Raw genomic sequence first — 14,728 nt, 5'->3', positions numbered from 1 at the left:
CTGCGCCGCCCCATTGCGGCGAAACATCATCTAAGACAGGGAGATAACCAATGAAATTTTTCAAAGTCGTTGCAGGATTTATGATGGCTGCGGTAATGGCGCTGGCACTTAGCGCGTGTGCACCCACAGCAACCAAAGAAGGCACTGGCGGTTACATCGACGATACCGTGGTAACCACCAAAGTTAAGGCTCAACTGTTAAATGACGAGTCGCTGAAATCGACCGAAATCAATGTTGAAACCTTCAAGGGTAAAGTTCAGCTGAGCGGTTTTGTCAGCTCACCGCAGATGGCAAATCGCGCGGTGGCCGTAACGCGTAGCGTGGCGGGCGTGAAATCTGTGGTTAACAATATGCAGATCAAATAACACAACGGGCGACCTTTTGGTCGCCCGCTTCATTTCTGGTTGCCGATTAGAATCGATATCCCGCACCAAAGAAGAACACCCACGGATCAATACGCGTGTTGATGTTTTGCTGCTCACCGCCAGCTTTAAATTTCACTTCGGTATCAATATCCATGTACCACAGCGATGCATTCAGCATCCAGTCGCGGTTGATTTGATAATCCAGACCAACCTGGCCCGCCATGCCCCACGAGTCTTTCACGCTCAGGTCGCTTAATCCGGCATCCTCACCCGTTTGGTTGAATTTGGCATCGTAGAAGGTGGTGTAGTTGATACCGACGCCAACGTACGGGCGGACTTTACTTTTGCTATCAAAGAAATAGTACTGCGCCATCAAGGTTGGCGGCAGCTGACGCACGGTGGCTAGATTACCGGTGGCGCCCAGTCCAACCTTATGACGGAACGGGGTTGCAGCCAGCAGCTCAACGCCGATGTTATCCGTTGCCATATAGGTGAAGGTCAAGCCCAGCTGCGTATCGTTGCTAACGTTAAAGCCGCCCATACCCAGCACATTGTCAGAGCCTTCGGTCGGACGAACGGTGGCGCTACCTGCACGCATAAAGAAATCACCGGCTACATGAGCCAGAGCCAGTTGCGGAATTGCCAGCGCCATCAGCAGTGCGCATTTTGCCAGTTTCATAATCACTCCTTTGCCAAATAAAGATGGGTCACAATGTTGAATGCGGCACAACATTTACCCCTTTTTTGGTAAAAGATCATCTGCATCAATCTAAATTAATCACTTAAAAAACAATGAATTGATTCAGATCAATTTTGGCTTTACAGCACGTAATAAAAGTCCGCTTGCGAAAATTTTTCGCCGTGACTATTTTAACTTTCCCCTGTGTGATTTTGGTTCGATACCTTAAAGGTGGCGGGCGATCAGATGAGCGATTCACTAAATCCTTGCGTGACCTGTGGCGCATGCTGCGCGCACTTCCGTGTCTCATTTTACTGGGCCGAAGCCGATGATGGCGCCGGTGCTGTTCCCGTTGAATTAACCGAACCGTTAACCCCGTTTATGCGCAATATGCGCGGCACCAACCAACGCCAGCCGCGCTGTATTGCGCTGCAGGGCGACGTCGGCGGCTGCGTATCCTGCGGCATTTATCAGCAGCGCCCTTCGCCCTGTCGGGAGTTTTCGATGTCCGGCGAGAACGGTGAACAGAACGAAGCTTGCGATCGCGCCCGTGCTCGCTACGGTCTTCCTGCGCTTTTTCACCCTTCTTTACCTGTTATGACAGAAAGTTATCCCAATGCGGGTGCCAGCACGCCAGTAGAACATGTACAATCGCCGGGTTAATTAATCCGGTTCTTTCAAGGAGTTTACATGTCTATCACGGCAAGCTCGTTATACCGTGACACAGGAAATTTTTTGCGCCATCAGTTGGTTACTATTTTACTGCTGGCGCTGCTGACCTCGTTCATTACTGTGATCGTCGGCCACGCGTTAACGCCAGGTGAAGACCAGCTCTCGTTGTTGAGCCAGTCCGATGACAGCGCATCGTCGCTGTTTGAGCTGGTACAAAATATGTCTCCGGATCAGCAGCGCATTTTGCTGCGCGCTTCCGCTGCAGGCACGTTCGCTGCGTTGATTGGCAACACGCTGCTGCTGGGTGGCATGCTGCTTCTGATCCCTATGGTATCGGGCGGACAACGCGTCAGCGCGCTGCGCGCTATTGGTGCATCTGCGCCCATCCTGCCAAAGCTGCTGCTGCAGACCTTCCTGATTACCCTGCTGGTTCAATTGGGCTTTATGGTGCTGATGGTACCGGGCGTGATTCTGGCGATCCTGTTTTCACTGGCACCGGTGATTCTCGCCAATGAGAAGCTCGGCGTGATTGGCGCGATGCGTGCCAGCATGCGTCTCGCCTGGAAGAATATTAAGGTTATCGCACCGGCTATTGTGCTGTGGCTGCTGGCCAAAATTGTGCTGATGTTCTTCTTCTCATCGCTGACCGTGCTGCCCGCCAATATCGCCTCCGTGGTGTTGAACGCGCTGGGTAACCTGGTCTCCGCAGTGCTGATTATCTACCTGTACCGGCTGTATATGCTGTTACGTTAATCGTTATGGCGCTCACCCGGGCGCCATAACTGTACGCTCCTGCCTACTTGGAAACGCTATGAAGCAGTTACTCGATTTTCTTCCCCTGGTGGTTTTCTTCATCTTCTACAAGCTGTACGACATCTTTGTTGCTTCTGGCGCACTGATCGTTGCCACCGGTCTGGCGCTGGTCGTCAGTTGGGTGCTCTACCGCAAGCTGGAAAAGATGACCATTTTTACCTTTGTGCTGGTCGCGGTATTCGGCACGCTGACGCTGGTATTCCATAACGATGAATTCATCAAATGGAAAGTCACGGTGATCTATTCGCTGTTTGCCGTCGCGCTGCTCTACAGCCAGTGGTTTATGAAGCAACCGCTGATCCAAACCATGCTGGGTAAAGAGTTACAACTGCCTTCAGGCGTGTGGCGCAATCTCAACATTGCCTGGGCAATTTTCTTCCTCGCCTGCGGCTTAACGAATATTTATGTTGCGTTTTGGTTATCGCAGGAATTTTGGGTTAACTTTAAGGTGTTCGGTCTGACCGGCCTGACCCTACTCTTTACCCTGTTAAGCGGCGTGTATATCTGGCGACAGATGCCGCAACAAGAACAAAAATAATGCCACTCCGCCCGACAGCGTCGGGCTTCTCTTCACCTGCAGAAGAACTGAGCAATGGACGAAAAACATAAGTCGCCGCAAGGCGAGATGGTGTTGCGTACCCTGGCCATGCCAGCGGATACCAATGCTAACGGAGATATCTTTGGTGGCTGGTTGATGTCGCAGATGGATATGGGCGGCGCAATTAAGGCGAAAGAGATTGCCGAAGGACGTGTCGTCACCGTGCGCGTGGACGGAATGACGTTCCTTAAACCGGTGGCGGTTGGCGATGTGGTGAGCTGCTACGCACGCTGCATCCGCACCGGCAACAGTTCCATGACCATAAACGTCGAAGTGTGGATCAAGAAAGTGTCGTCCGAACCGATTGGACAGACCTACTGCGCAACCGAAGCGGTGTTTGTCTACGTCGCTGTGGACAATACCGGTCAATCTCGCCCGTTGCCGCCCGGCAGAAGCAATTTAAGCGATCTGTAACATTAAAAAAGCGGTCATCTGACCGCTTTCTTATTGCCTCTCAGCCACGAGTGCTTATTCGATATTGGCGCCACCATTTATGCGGAATACGATGTTCATGGTGAGATTCTTGCCCGGACGACCTGGCTGATAACGCCACTTCTTCATCGCCTGCTTCACTTCGCGCTCGAACATGTTGCGCGGTTCTGCCGACAAAATCTGGACGTTATCCACACGACCGTCGCTATCAACGTCAAACTGCACCCGCACACGTCCCTCAACACGCAGCGCGAACGCACGTGCCGGATAGGCAGGCTTGCTGACGCTCATCGCTTTCGGACCATCTGAAATGCTCGGCGTTGCGGTCGGATTGGCTTTCGGCGCGGTTGTTGGACGCGTCTGCGTGGTTGGCGCTTCCTGCTTAAACGGATTTTCCTGCGGCTTCACTTGCTGACGCGGTTTCGGCTCAACCTTCTTTTCAACCTTTGGCTTCGGTTTAGGTTTTGGCTTCGGCTTAGGCTCCGGTTTAGGAATCGGTACCGGCTCAACCTTCGGCGGCTCTGGCGCCACTTCAGGCTCCGGCTCAGGTTCAGGTGGCGGCGGCGTGACCTGGGCAGGCGCAGGTTCGGGTTGCACTTCCGGAGCCACCAGCGAAACGCTGATAGGCTGGGACGCTTTTGGAACTTCAATCACCTGATGAAACGATGCATAGAGAATGCCAGCGATCAACGAACCGTGAAGTACCACGGATAAAATTACAGCAATGGGGGTACGTGAAGGTAAAGGCGTAGTCAACGTGGTCATATCATTCATGTTCATTGAGTGAAGCGCAGATTTTAAATGCAAATAGCAATCAGTTTCAATAAGCGATGTGCAAGCGCCCCGCAGAAAGGTCTTTTTTAACCCTGATTGCGCTGAATGACAGCGTATTTATCTTTCGTTTGCACTCTGATCAACGATCACTTAACGTGTCACGCAATTTCGGCAAGTCTAACGGGAGTATCCCATCGTGCTTTACGTCATTTATGCGGAAGATACCGCTGATTCACTGGAAAAACGCAACTCGGTACGTCCCGCGCATCTTGCTCGTTTGAAGCTGTTGCAAGATGAAGGTCGACTGATTGCTGCGGGTCCGCTGCCAGCAGTTGACAGCAACGATCCAGGCCCGGCCGGTTTCAGCGGTTCCGTGATCATCGCCGAATTCTCTTCACTGGAAGTCGCGGAATCATGGGCCAAGGATGATCCCTACATTGCCGCAGGCGTGTATGAGAAAGTCGCGGTCAAACCGTTCAAACGCGTTTTCTAATCTATGTGGCTGTCAGTTTTACTGCTGGTGATAGCATTCGCTCTCATCGGCAGAGCACTTTGGCTATGGCGTCAGTAAGGCTGGCGCAACGCTCGTCAGCACATTGTGATGTTGATTGTGCTGGCAGCGGCAGTAGAGATGGTCAATGTCATCCGGGTGCTACGCGGCGCATGATGGCCGCGTAAACCCATCAGTCCATTTGCGAGATAAACAGGATGGAGCGGCGATGTTGCTGCGCCACCTGATGACGAATGGTATGGATGCGCTTATAACGACGCGACTGCCCTTCCAGCCAGCGAGAACGACGACGGTGTACCTGACGTAACATTCTCCAGCGCGCCACTTCATTTTTGCTGCGTCTCATCACATCCTCTCAGACAGGCTAAACTCGGCAGGCATTATAAAGATCTGCCAGTAAATGCCAAATCGAAAGCTTCATCGAAACGTCATTCACGATTAAAGGTTTCACTCCCTGTGATCAGCACGTAAACTTTGCACAACAAAGCGCGAACAGGACGTCCACTTAATGACCACATTTTATACCCTAATCAGTTGGTTGCTGCTGTTTGGTTACTGGCTGCTGATTGCGGGTGTCACGCTACGTATTCTGATGAAACGCCGCGCAGTCACCTCAGCAATGGCCTGGCTGCTGATCATCTACATTCTACCGCTGGTGGGTATAATCGCTTATCTCTCTTTTGGTGAGCTGCATTTAGGTAAAAGGCGTGCTGAACGAGCGCGCACCATGTGGCCCTCCACCGCCAAATGGCTCAACGATCTCAAACAGTGCCGGCATATCTTCGCCACTGAACACAGCGACGTGGCGCGGTCCCTGTTTGATTTGTGCCGCCATCGTCAGGGCATCGCCGGCGTGAAAGGTAATCAGCTGCAGTTGCTGACCAACTCCGATGACGTGATGCACGCACTGATCCGTGATATCCAGCTGGCACGGCATAATATCGAGATGGTGTTCTATATCTGGCATCCCGGCGGGCTGGCCGATGAAGTGGCGGAATCGCTGATGGCTGCATCGCGTCGCGGTGTACATTGCCGTTTGATGCTGGATTCAGCGGGCAGCGTCACCTTCTTCCGCAGTCCGTGGGTCAATATGATGCGCAATGCCGGCATCGACGTGGTTGAAGCATTGCAGGTAAGCCTGCTGCGCGTGTTCCTGCGCCGCATGGACCTACGTCAGCATCGCAAAGTGGTGCTGATCGATAACTACATCGCTTATACCGGCAGCATGAATCTGGTCGATCCACGCTTCTTTAAGCAGGAAGCCGGCGTGGGCCAATGGATTGACCTGATGGCGCGCATGGAAGGCCCGGTGGCCACCACCATGGGCATTGTGTATGCCTGCGACTGGGAGATTGAAACCGGTAAACGCATTCTGCCGCCCGCGCCGGATGGCAACGTGATGCCCTTCGAACAGGAGAGCGGGCATACCATTCAGGTGATCGCTTCTGGTCCCGGCTTCCCGGAAGATATGATCCACCAGGCGTTACTCACAGCGGTCTACTCCGCGCGTCAGCAGCTGATTATGACCACGCCCTACTTTGTGCCGAGCGATGACCTGCTGCACGCCATCTGTACCGCAGCGTTACGCGGGGTGGAAGTGAGCATCATTGTGCCGCGCCATAATGATTCGCTGCTGGTAGGCTGGGCGAGTCGTGCCTTCTTCACCGAACTGCTGGAAGCCGGCGTGAAGATTTACCAGTTTGAAGATGGCCTGTTGCATACCAAAAGTGTGCTGGTTGACGGGCAGCTGAGTTTGGTCGGCACGGTAAATCTGGATATGCGCAGCCTGTGGCTCAACTTTGAGATCACTCTGGTGGTTGATGATGACGGCTTTGGCAGCGATCTCGCTACCGTGCAGGATGATTACATCGCCCGCTCACGCTTACTGGATGGTGCTCGCTGGGCTAAACGTGCCTGGTGGCAACGCATCGTTGAACGACTGTTTTACTTCTTTAGTCCTTTACTGTAAAACGAGCGAAAATATTACCGCCTCAAGGCAAGCAGGAATGACCATGGATTTAAATAATCGCCTTACTGAAGATGAAACGCTGGAGCAGGCTTACGATATTTTTCTTGAGCTGGCTGGCGACAATCTCGATCCCGCTGACATAATTCTGTTCAATCTGCAGTTTGAAGAGCGCGGTGGCGCAGAACTGTTCGATCCTGCAGAAGACTGGCAGGAACATGTTGATTTCGATCTCAACCCAGACTTCTTCGCAGAAGTGGTGATTGGCTTAGGTGAAGCCGACGGCGAGCCGATCACTGATGTGTTCGCACGCGTCCTGCTTTGCCGCGAGAAAGATCACAAACTCTGCCACATCCTGTGGCGCGAGTAAGCGACAGACAAAAAAACGCCGGGCAATCGCCCGGCGTTTTCATTTACAGCGGATCGACTTTTAAACAAGAGACCGCATGACGGAAGCTGCCTTCCAGCAGCGGCCGGGTTTTCGCGCACTCTGGTCCGGCAATCGGGCAACGGGTGCGGAACACGCATCCCGATGGCGGATTGATCGGCGATGGCAGCTCTCCTTCCAACAGCTGGATTTGCTTGTTCTTCTCCAGGTCCGGATCGGGAATTGGCACCGCTGACATCAGCGCGCGGGTGTACGGATGCTGCGGATTGTTATACACCGCATCGTAAGTACCCAGCTCAACCGCATGCCCGAGATACATCACCAGCACGCGATCGGAGATGTGTTTTACCACCGCCAAATCGTGCGCGATAAAGATCAGTGACAGCCCCATTTCTCGCTGCAATTGCTGCAACAGGTTAACGACCTGCGCCTGAATCGACACGTCCAGCGCCGATACAGGCTCATCGCAGATGATCAGCTTCGGCTCGAGAATCAGCGCACGCGCAATGCCAATACGCTGACACTGGCCGCCCGAGAACTCGTGCGGATAGCGGTTGATGAGGTTAGGTAACAACCCGACCTTCATCATCATGGTTTTCACCTTATCCTTCACTTGCTGGCCCGGCATCTTTGGGTAATAGGTGCGCAGCGGTTCCGCAATGATATCGCCAATGGTCATACGCGGATTGAGCGATGCCAGCGGATCCTGGAAGATCATCTGGATATCGCTGCGCGCCTGACGCCATTGCTCCTGGCTTTGCCCGAGCAGATCGCGTCCTAACCAGGCGACGCGCCCTTCTGTGGCTTTTACCAGGCCAATGATGGCACGGGCCAGCGTTGATTTACCGCAGCCTGACTCGCCTACCACGCCCAATGTTTCACCTTCGTACAAACGCAGACTGACGCCGTCGACCGCTTTCAGGGTATGCGGTGGCTGCCAGAACCACTGTTTGCCATCCTTAATCTCGAAGTGCACCTTAAGGTCGGCGATCTCCAGCAGGACTTTTTTCTCTTCGACTACGGTGCTCATACTAACTCCTCCACCGGCTTGAAGCAGGCACGTAAGCGCCCTTCAGCGAAAGGCTCCAGCGGCGGTGCCTTGGCACAAATGTCCATGGCGTAGGCGCAGCGAGGCTGGAACGGACAGCCTTGCGGCAGGCGCAGCAAATTTGGCGGGTTGCCTGGAATGGTGGTCAGCGACTCGCCCTCCTCAGCATCCAGACGCGGCACCGCACTCAGCAAGCCAATCGAGTATGGATGGGCAGGATGATAGAACACATCGCGTGCGCGTCCATATTCCATGGTACGACCGGCGTACATCACCAGCACTTTGTCACAGATACCCGCTACCACGCCGAGATCGTGGGTAATCATCACAATCGCGGTATTGAATTCGCGCTTCAGCTCATTCAGCAGCGTCATGATCTGCGCCTGTACGGTCACGTCGAGCGCCGTAGTCGGCTCATCGGCAATCAGCAGCTTCGGCCGACACAGCAGCGCCATCGCAATCATCACACGCTGACGCATACCGCCTGAGAACTCATGCGGAAACATCTTCATACGCTTACGCGCTTCCGGCATTTTCACCGCATCCAGCATGCGCACCGACTCTTCGAACGCCTGCGCGCTGTTCATGCCTTTATGCAGCTTCAGCACTTCCATTAACTGCTCGCCGACGCGCATGTAAGGGTTAAGCGACGTCATTGGATCCTGGAAGATCATCGCAATCTGCTCTGCGCGAAGTTTGTTGAGCTTGTTTTCCGGCAGATTGAGGATCTCTGCGCCGTTAAATTTCGCTGAACCGCCAATGCGCCCATTTTTTGCCAGCAGGCCCATTAAGGCAAACGCGGTTTGCGATTTCCCCGAGCCGGATTCGCCAACAATGCCCAGCGTTTCACCCGCATGCAGTGAAAAGTTGAGGTCGTTCACAGCGGTGACATCGCCATCGTGGGTGCTGAAGGTGACGCGCAGGTCTTTTACATCAAGCAGCAGGTTATTGTTTCCCGCACGTGCAGCCAGGGCTGGCTGAAATTCATGAATGGTCATCGGGAAACTCCTTAACGATCTTTCGGGTCGAGGGCATCACGCAAGCCATCGCCGATAAAGTTAAAACAGAACAGCGTGACCACGAGGAAACCTGCCGGGAACATCAGTAACCACGGCGACACTTCCATCGAGTTGGCGCCATCGCTTAGCAATGCGCCCCAACTGCTCAGCGGTTCCTGAGTGCCGAGGCCAAGGAAGCTGAGGAAAGATTCGAACAGGATCATGCTCGGCACCAGCAGCGAGGCATACACCACCACCACGCCTAATACGTTTGGCACAATGTGACGCAGCACGATTTTGAAGGTGCTCACACCGCCGACCTGCGCCGCTTCGATGAACTCTTTGCGCTTCAGGCCCAGCGTCTGCCCACGTACGATACGCGCCATATCCAGCCACGACACCATGCCGATCGCCACAAAGATCAGCAGAATGTTGCGACCAAAGAAGGTTACCAGCAGGATAACGAAGAACATGAACGGGAAGGAGTTGAGGATCTCCAGAATACGCATCATCACCGAGTCGATTTTACCGCCCAGATAACCCGCCAGTGAGCCATACAGCGTGCCCACCAGCACCGCGATCAGCGCGGAGGCAATGCCCACCATCAGCGAGATACGGCCACCAATCGCAACACGCACCAGCAGGTCGCGACCCGATGAATCGGTGCCAAACCAGTGGCCGGAGACGGTATCCGGCGCGGCAGACATCATCGCCCAGTCGGTGTCGTCATATTTGAACTGCGACAACATCGGGGCGAACACCACGAACAAAGTGATCACCAGCAGCACCAGCAGGCTGATGAAGGCTGCGCGGTTGTGAATAAAGCGGCGACGCGCATCCTGCCAGAGGCTGCGCCCTTCGACTTCCAGTTTTTCACTGAAGGCATCCAGAGCTTCGCTGTTTTTCTTACTTAACATCATGGGCGAGCTCCACAATCAGTAACGGATTTTCGGATCGATCACGGCGTACAGCACATCAACGATCGCGTTAAACAGAATGGTCAGCACGCCAACCAGAATGGTCAGACTCATCACCAGCGAGTAGTCACGGTTCAATGCCCCGTTAACGAACAGCTGGCCGATGCCCGGCAAACCATAGATGGATTCAATCACCATGGAACCGGTGATGATGCCGACAAACGCCGGTCCCATATAGGAAAGCACCGGCAACATGGCAGGCTTAAGCGCGTGACGCAGCACGATACGACGCAATGGCAGTCCTTTAGCGCGCGCGGTACGGATGAAGTTTGAATGCATCACTTCAATCATCGAACCACGGGTAATACGCGCGATGCTGGCGATGTAGGCCAGCGACAGCGCCACCATCGGCAGCAACATGTAATTCCATTGGCCGCCGTTCCAGCCGCCGCCTGGTAGCCAGCGTAAGGTAATCGCAAACACCAGCACCAGTAACGGTGCCACGACAAAGCTGGGGATCACCACGCCGGTCATCGCGACCCCCATCACGGCATAATCCCACAAACTGTTTTGCTTCAGGGCGGCGATCACGCCAGCCGTTACGCCCAGCACCACGGCGAGGAAGAAGGCAGCCAGACCAAGTTTGGCTGACACCGGGAAGGCGTGGCCGACCAGATAATTGACCGAGTAATCTTTGTATTTAAACGAAGGGCCAAAGTCGCCATGTGCCAACTGCACCAGGTAGCTCAGGTACTGCTTGCCAATTGGATCGTTGAGATGGTACTTCGCTTCGATATTCGCCATAACTTCCGGCGAGAGGACACGTTCGCCGGAAAATGGACTGCCGGGTGCCAGTCGCATCATAAAGAAAGAGATGGTGATGAGGATAAACAGCGTCGGGATGGCTTCAAGGAGCCGACGCAGGATGAATTTTAACATTGCCGTACCTACCAGGCTGTTGCTTCACAAAGTAAAAAGGCGGTGCCGCAGCACCGCCACTGTCGATAGCCTGAGTGCTATTAATGTTTAATGATATACAGGTTTTTATCGACGGTTTTATCCAGCGGATCGTTGCCGGTGTAACCGCCCACGTAAGGTTTCACCAAACGCGCATTGACGTAGTAGTAAACCGGTACAATGGTGCTGTCTTTATCCAGAATCTGCTCAGCTTTCTGATAATCCGCTACGCGCGCTTTATCGTCTGTGGCTTTAACCGCATCGTGAATAACTTTATCGAAGTCAGCGCTTTTGTAATGCGAGGTGTTACTGCTGCTGTCAGACAGCATGATGTTCAGGAATGAAGTCGGTTCGTTGTAATCCGCACACCATGCCGCACGAGAGACATCAAAGTTGCCCTGATGACGCGTGTCGAGGAAGGTTTTCCACTCCTGGTTTTCCAGCTTAATGTTCACGCCGATGTTTTTCTTCCAGATAGAAGAGGCGGCGATCGCCAGTTTTTTGTGCAGATCGGAGGTGTTGTACAGCAGGTTGAAGGTCAGCGGTTTATCCGCGGTGTAACCCGCTTCAGCCAGCAGCTTTTTCGCTTCTTCGTTACGCTTGTTCTGATCCCACTTGAACCAATCCGGCGGCAGCAGTTCCATGCCATCGGTGGCTGGCGGGGTGAAGCTGTAAGCCGGTTGCTGACCTTGTGCCAGAACCTTGTTCACCATGATGTCGCGATCCAGACCGAGTTTCAGCGCGGTACGCACGCGTGGATCGGTGAATGGCGCTTTCTGGTTATTGATTTCGTAGTAATAGGTGCACAGGTATGGCTTGACCATCAACTCTTTGCCGTTGTCCCGCTGCAGTTTTTTGAACAGCTCGATAGGCATGTTGTTGTAAGTGATATCGCTGCCGTTCTCAGAGAAGTAACGGTTAACGTCGCTGACTTCGGAGTTAATTGGCAGGAAGGTGACTTTGTTCAGCACGGTGTGCTCGTTATCCCAATACTGCGGGTTACGCACCAGCGTTACGCGTTCGTTGATCACGTGCGATTCAAGTTTAAAGGCGCCGTTACCGACCCAGTTTTGCGGTTGAGTCCACTGATCGCCAAATTTGTCGATCGCCGGCTTATACACCGGAGACATCACGGAGTTGATCAGCAGCTTATAGAAGTAGGGTACGGGCTCGCTCAGCGTCACTTCCAGCGTGTGATCGTCGATGGCTTTTACGCCCAGCTCGGAAGTTGGCTTTTTACCGGCGATGATGTCGTCAACATTGACGATGTGGCCGTATTGCGGATAGCTGGCGTAAGGCGATGCGGTTTTCGGATCGACCAGGCGCTGCCAGCTATATACGAAATCTTGTGCAGTGACCGGCTCACCGTTGGACCATTTAGCGTTCTTGCGCAGGTGGAAAGTCCAGACTTTGAAATCTTTGTTTTCCCAGCTTTCTGCCACGCCCGGTACCGGTTTGCCATCGCTGTCGCTGGTGATTAAACCTTCATACAGGTCACGCGCGATGTTGTCTTCGGGTACACCTTCAATCTTGTGGGGATCCAGCGACTGTACTTCATCGCCGTTACCGCGAACCAGTTCCTGTTTTGCTGCCAATTCAACGCCTGCTGGCACTGTTGCTGCCAGCGCGGCATTCCCTGCCAGCGCGCCGATTGCGGCTAATACGCCCGCGGCAATCAGGCTTTTTTTTGTGATGTTGTTCATTATTACGCTCCAGTTTTATTATCTTTACCGGGTCGATTTAACGCCCGGCGTACCCCGTTTCCAGGTGATCTTCGCGTGTCTGAACGAAGACCCTAATCACCCTTCAGGGTTTACCACGGTAAAGTGCCGCCCGACTGTAGCGCCGGATCGGCCCATTACTCAATGTTTCTTTATGTAATAGTATTTCAACGCCAGCATGTCCTGCGGATCCTTGCCGGTAAAACCACCCACCCAGGGTTTTACCAACCGCACGCTAACGCGGTAATAGACCGGTACGATTGGCGAGTCTTTATCGAGTTGCGCTTCCGCCTGCTGATAAAGCGAGGCGCGCTTTGCTTCGTCTGCGCTGGTTAATGTTTGCTTCATCAACTGGTCAAACGCCGGGCTGTGGTAAAACGCGGTGTTATTGGACGAACCGCTCAACAGCATATTCAGGAAGGTAGAAGGTTCATTGTAATCCGCGCACCATGTGGCGCGCACCACGTCATACTGCGCCTGATGGCGCGTCTCCAGCAGCGTTTTCCACTCCTGGTTCTGCAATGTAACCACCGCCCCCAAATTTTTTTGCCACATCGAGGCCGCAGCAATCGCCTGTCGCTTGTTTTGTTCGGAGGTGTTGTACAGCAGCGTAAAACGCAGCGGGTTTTGCTGATTAAAGCCGGCATCGGCTAATAACTGTTTGGCGCTGGCATTACGCTCGGACTGCGTTTGTTGCGCCCAGGCCGGTGGGGAAAGCGTGATACCGTGGGTAAACGGCGGCGTCAATCCGTAGGCAGGAATCTGGCCCTGGCCCATGATCTTCTGCGCAATGATGTCGCGATCGAGGGTTAACTTTAGCGCGGCGCGTACGCGCGCGTCATCGAATGGCGCTTTTTTGTTATTGATTTCGTAATAGAAGGTGCACAGCAGCGGACTGATTTTGACCTCATCGCCGAGATCCTGCTGTAACTTTTTGAACATTTCCGGCGGCACAACGCTGTTGGTCATATCAGTGCCACCGCTGCGATAGCGGTTGATATCGCTGTTCTCTGAGGAGAGCGGTAAAAATACGCCCTCTTCCATCACCGTGTGGGCATTATCCCAATACTGTGGATTGCGTTTCACCACGATTTTTTCATTTACCACCCACTCCGCCAGCGTAAAAGCGCCGTTGCCAACATAATGTTGCGGCTGCGTCCACTGCTCGCCCCATTGTTCTATCGCCGGACGGTAGACCGGTTGCATCGCGCTGTGAGCCAGCATGGCAACAAAGTAGGGAACGGGTTCAGAAAGGGTGACTTGCAGATGACGATTATCGAGGGCTTTAACGCCGAGTTCAGAGGGTGCGGCTTTGCCAGACAGAATGGCGTCAACGTTCGCCACATGCGCAGCCTGTAAGTAGCTGGCGTAAGGCGAAGCTGTTTTAGGATCGGCCAGGCGCTGCCAGCTGTAGACGAAATCCTGAGCAGTAACAGGCTGGCCGTTACTCCAGCGCGCATCGTCACGCAGCGTGAAAATCCAGATGCGCCCTTCTTCGCTTTGCCATTGCTTAGCCACGCCGGGGACCAGTTGACCGTTATTATCGGTTTCAACCAAGCCTTCCAGTAAATTACGCATGACATTGGATTCCGGCACGCCTTCTGCTTTCTGCGGATCAAGCGTTGCCACCTCACCGCCATTATTAATCACGATACGCTGTAATTCTGATAATTGCGTGCCCGCGGGAATTTGGGCTGCCTGGCTTGCTGCCAGTGCGTCTGTAAGGCAGAAGGCAAGCACTGAAAGTACGGCCGTTTTCGCTACCATGCATTTCATCAACAAATATCAACCTTAATCATAAGCCTGATAGCCTGTAAGCAAGAAGCGTACACATTTGTCACTATCAGATAAAAAATTTGTGATGTGCCGAAAATTATCAGAACCGATGC

17 protein-coding genes are annotated in these 14,728 nt (G+C 53.5%); 8 read left to right on the top strand and 9 right to left on the bottom strand.

From position 1 onward, the window contains the following. Positions 1–50 precede the first annotated feature (50 nt). Positions 51–365 (top strand): BON domain-containing protein, encoded by a 315-nt coding sequence (locus ACFQW4_RS09175; protein WP_101764257.1) that lies wholly within the window; start codon positions 51–53, stop codon positions 363–365. A 46-nt stretch (positions 366–411) separates the two neighbouring features. On the opposite strand, the gene ompW is transcribed toward ACFQW4_RS09175, so the two are convergent. Then, positions 412–1,044, bottom strand: a complete 633-nt coding sequence (ompW, locus tag ACFQW4_RS09170) for an outer membrane protein OmpW (protein WP_377724944.1) — start codon at positions 1,042–1,044, stop codon at positions 412–414. A gap of 246 nt (positions 1,045–1,290) precedes the next feature. On the opposite strand from ompW, the gene ACFQW4_RS09165 reads away from it, so the two are divergent. Genes ACFQW4_RS09165 through yciA form a run of 4 tightly spaced genes read left to right on the top strand, consistent with a single transcriptional unit; the run spans position 1,291 to position 3,541 of the window. After that, positions 1,291–1,707 (top strand): YkgJ family cysteine cluster protein, encoded by a 417-nt coding sequence (locus ACFQW4_RS09165; RefSeq protein ID WP_101764256.1) that lies wholly within the window; start codon positions 1,291–1,293, stop codon positions 1,705–1,707. A gap of 27 nt (positions 1,708–1,734) precedes the next feature. Then, positions 1,735–2,469 carry a YciC family protein gene (locus ACFQW4_RS09160; protein WP_101764255.1) on the top strand — a complete coding sequence of 245 codons (735 nt, stop codon included), beginning with the start codon at positions 1,735–1,737 and terminating at the stop codon, positions 2,467–2,469. Between the two features lie 58 nt (positions 2,470–2,527). Further along, positions 2,528–3,067 (top strand): septation protein A, encoded by a 540-nt coding sequence (locus ACFQW4_RS09155; RefSeq protein ID WP_277973662.1) that lies wholly within the window; start codon positions 2,528–2,530, stop codon positions 3,065–3,067. Positions 3,068–3,121: 54 nt separating this feature from the next. After that, entirely contained in the window at positions 3,122–3,541 is a 420-nt protein-coding gene (yciA, locus tag ACFQW4_RS09150; protein WP_007892397.1) for an acyl-CoA thioester hydrolase YciA, read from the top strand. 54 nt (positions 3,542–3,595) lie between these two features. On the opposite strand, the gene tonB is transcribed toward yciA, so the two are convergent. Next, on the bottom strand, positions 3,596–4,324 hold the full coding sequence (gene tonB, locus ACFQW4_RS09145) for a TonB system transport protein TonB (RefSeq protein ID WP_206098231.1): 729 nt from the start codon (positions 4,322–4,324) through the stop codon (positions 3,596–3,598). Positions 4,325–4,529: 205 nt separating this feature from the next. Between tonB and ACFQW4_RS09140 the strand changes: the two genes are divergently transcribed. Next, positions 4,530–4,826, top strand: coding sequence for a YciI family protein (locus tag ACFQW4_RS09140; RefSeq protein WP_101764253.1), 297 nt, complete (start codon positions 4,530–4,532; stop codon positions 4,824–4,826). A 190-nt stretch (positions 4,827–5,016) separates the two neighbouring features. Here the strand turns inward: ACFQW4_RS09140 and ACFQW4_RS09135 are convergent, their stop codons facing one another. After that, positions 5,017–5,190, bottom strand: a complete 174-nt coding sequence (locus ACFQW4_RS09135; RefSeq protein WP_137385893.1) for a YciY family protein — start codon at positions 5,188–5,190, stop codon at positions 5,017–5,019. A 162-nt stretch (positions 5,191–5,352) separates the two neighbouring features. Here ACFQW4_RS09135 and cls point away from each other — a divergent pair, with 162 nt between their 5' ends. Next, positions 5,353–6,813, top strand: a complete 1,461-nt coding sequence (cls, locus tag ACFQW4_RS09130) for a cardiolipin synthase (protein ID WP_101764252.1) — start codon at positions 5,353–5,355, stop codon at positions 6,811–6,813. Between the two features lie 37 nt (positions 6,814–6,850). Next, the gene (locus ACFQW4_RS09125) at positions 6,851–7,180 is read left to right on the top strand and encodes an HI1450 family dsDNA-mimic protein (RefSeq protein ID WP_196761379.1); all 330 of its coding nucleotides are present in this window, start codon (positions 6,851–6,853) and stop codon (positions 7,178–7,180) included. Positions 7,181–7,223: 43 nt separating this feature from the next. Here the strand turns inward: ACFQW4_RS09125 and oppF are convergent, their stop codons facing one another. From oppF to ACFQW4_RS09095, 6 genes are all read right to left on the bottom strand, one after another. Then, on the bottom strand, positions 7,224–8,228 hold the full coding sequence (oppF, locus tag ACFQW4_RS09120) for a murein tripeptide/oligopeptide ABC transporter ATP binding protein OppF (protein ID WP_101764250.1): 1,005 nt from the start codon (positions 8,226–8,228) through the stop codon (positions 7,224–7,226). After that, a complete protein-coding gene (locus ACFQW4_RS09115) occupies positions 8,225–9,244 on the bottom strand; it encodes an ABC transporter ATP-binding protein (RefSeq protein ID WP_222182260.1) in 1,020 nt (339 codons plus the stop codon). Before ACFQW4_RS09115 ends, oppF begins: the two co-directional genes overlap by 4 nt. 11 nt (positions 9,245–9,255) lie before the next feature. Further along, on the bottom strand, positions 9,256–10,164 hold the full coding sequence (oppC, locus tag ACFQW4_RS09110; RefSeq protein ID WP_008106577.1) for an oligopeptide ABC transporter permease OppC: 909 nt from the start codon (positions 10,162–10,164) through the stop codon (positions 9,256–9,258). A gap of 15 nt (positions 10,165–10,179) precedes the next feature. Next, positions 10,180–11,100 carry an oligopeptide ABC transporter permease OppB gene (gene oppB, locus ACFQW4_RS09105; RefSeq protein WP_222233351.1) on the bottom strand — a complete coding sequence of 307 codons (921 nt, stop codon included), beginning with the start codon at positions 11,098–11,100 and terminating at the stop codon, positions 10,180–10,182. Between the two features lie 80 nt (positions 11,101–11,180). Continuing rightward, the gene (gene oppA / locus ACFQW4_RS09100; protein WP_110866261.1) at positions 11,181–12,821 is read right to left on the bottom strand and encodes an oligopeptide ABC transporter substrate-binding protein OppA; all 1,641 of its coding nucleotides are present in this window, start codon (positions 12,819–12,821) and stop codon (positions 11,181–11,183) included. Positions 12,822–12,980: 159 nt separating this feature from the next. Continuing rightward, positions 12,981–14,615, bottom strand: a complete 1,635-nt coding sequence (locus ACFQW4_RS09095) for an ABC transporter substrate-binding protein (protein ID WP_377724936.1) — start codon at positions 14,613–14,615, stop codon at positions 12,981–12,983. Between the last annotated feature and the right edge of the window lie 113 nt (positions 14,616–14,728).

The sequence above is a fragment of the Pantoea sp. GCM10028869 genome (assembly GCF_042666835.1).
GTDB classification, from domain to species: Bacteria; Pseudomonadota; Gammaproteobacteria; order Enterobacterales; family Enterobacteriaceae; genus Pantoea; species Pantoea leporis.
The sequence above is the reverse complement of the archived record's forward strand: the minus strand, read 5'-3'. Positions and strand labels throughout refer to the sequence as shown.

What these genes read in the sequence shown, in the direction of transcription:
- ACFQW4_RS09175 (WP_101764257.1), top strand. Translation starts at nt 51, where the DNA reads ATGAAATTTTTCAAAGTCGTTGCAGGATTTATGATGGCTGCGGTAATG.
- ompW (WP_377724944.1), bottom strand. Translation starts at nt 1,044, where the DNA reads ATGAAACTGGCAAAATGCGCACTGCTGATGGCGCTGGCAATTCCGCAA.
- ACFQW4_RS09165 (WP_101764256.1), top strand. Translation starts at nt 1,291, where the DNA reads ATGAGCGATTCACTAAATCCTTGCGTGACCTGTGGCGCATGCTGCGCG.
- ACFQW4_RS09160 (WP_101764255.1), top strand. Translation starts at nt 1,735, where the DNA reads ATGTCTATCACGGCAAGCTCGTTATACCGTGACACAGGAAATTTTTTG.
- ACFQW4_RS09155 (WP_277973662.1), top strand. Translation starts at nt 2,528, where the DNA reads ATGAAGCAGTTACTCGATTTTCTTCCCCTGGTGGTTTTCTTCATCTTC.
- yciA (WP_007892397.1), top strand. Translation starts at nt 3,122, where the DNA reads ATGGACGAAAAACATAAGTCGCCGCAAGGCGAGATGGTGTTGCGTACC.
- tonB (WP_206098231.1), bottom strand. Translation starts at nt 4,324, where the DNA reads ATGACCACGTTGACTACGCCTTTACCTTCACGTACCCCCATTGCTGTA.
- ACFQW4_RS09135 (WP_137385893.1), bottom strand. Translation starts at nt 5,190, where the DNA reads ATGAGACGCAGCAAAAATGAAGTGGCGCGCTGGAGAATGTTACGTCAG.
- cls (WP_101764252.1), top strand. Translation starts at nt 5,353, where the DNA reads ATGACCACATTTTATACCCTAATCAGTTGGTTGCTGCTGTTTGGTTAC.
- ACFQW4_RS09125 (WP_196761379.1), top strand. Translation starts at nt 6,851, where the DNA reads ATGACCATGGATTTAAATAATCGCCTTACTGAAGATGAAACGCTGGAG.
- oppF (WP_101764250.1), bottom strand. Translation starts at nt 8,228, where the DNA reads ATGAGCACCGTAGTCGAAGAGAAAAAAGTCCTGCTGGAGATCGCCGAC.
- ACFQW4_RS09115 (WP_222182260.1), bottom strand. Translation starts at nt 9,244, where the DNA reads ATGACCATTCATGAATTTCAGCCAGCCCTGGCTGCACGTGCGGGAAAC.
- oppC (WP_008106577.1), bottom strand. Translation starts at nt 10,164, where the DNA reads ATGATGTTAAGTAAGAAAAACAGCGAAGCTCTGGATGCCTTCAGTGAA.
- oppB (WP_222233351.1), bottom strand. Translation starts at nt 11,100, where the DNA reads ATGTTAAAATTCATCCTGCGTCGGCTCCTTGAAGCCATCCCGACGCTG.
- oppA (WP_110866261.1), bottom strand. Translation starts at nt 12,821, where the DNA reads ATGAACAACATCACAAAAAAAAGCCTGATTGCCGCGGGCGTATTAGCC.
- ACFQW4_RS09095 (WP_377724936.1), bottom strand. Translation starts at nt 14,615, where the DNA reads ATGAAATGCATGGTAGCGAAAACGGCCGTACTTTCAGTGCTTGCCTTC.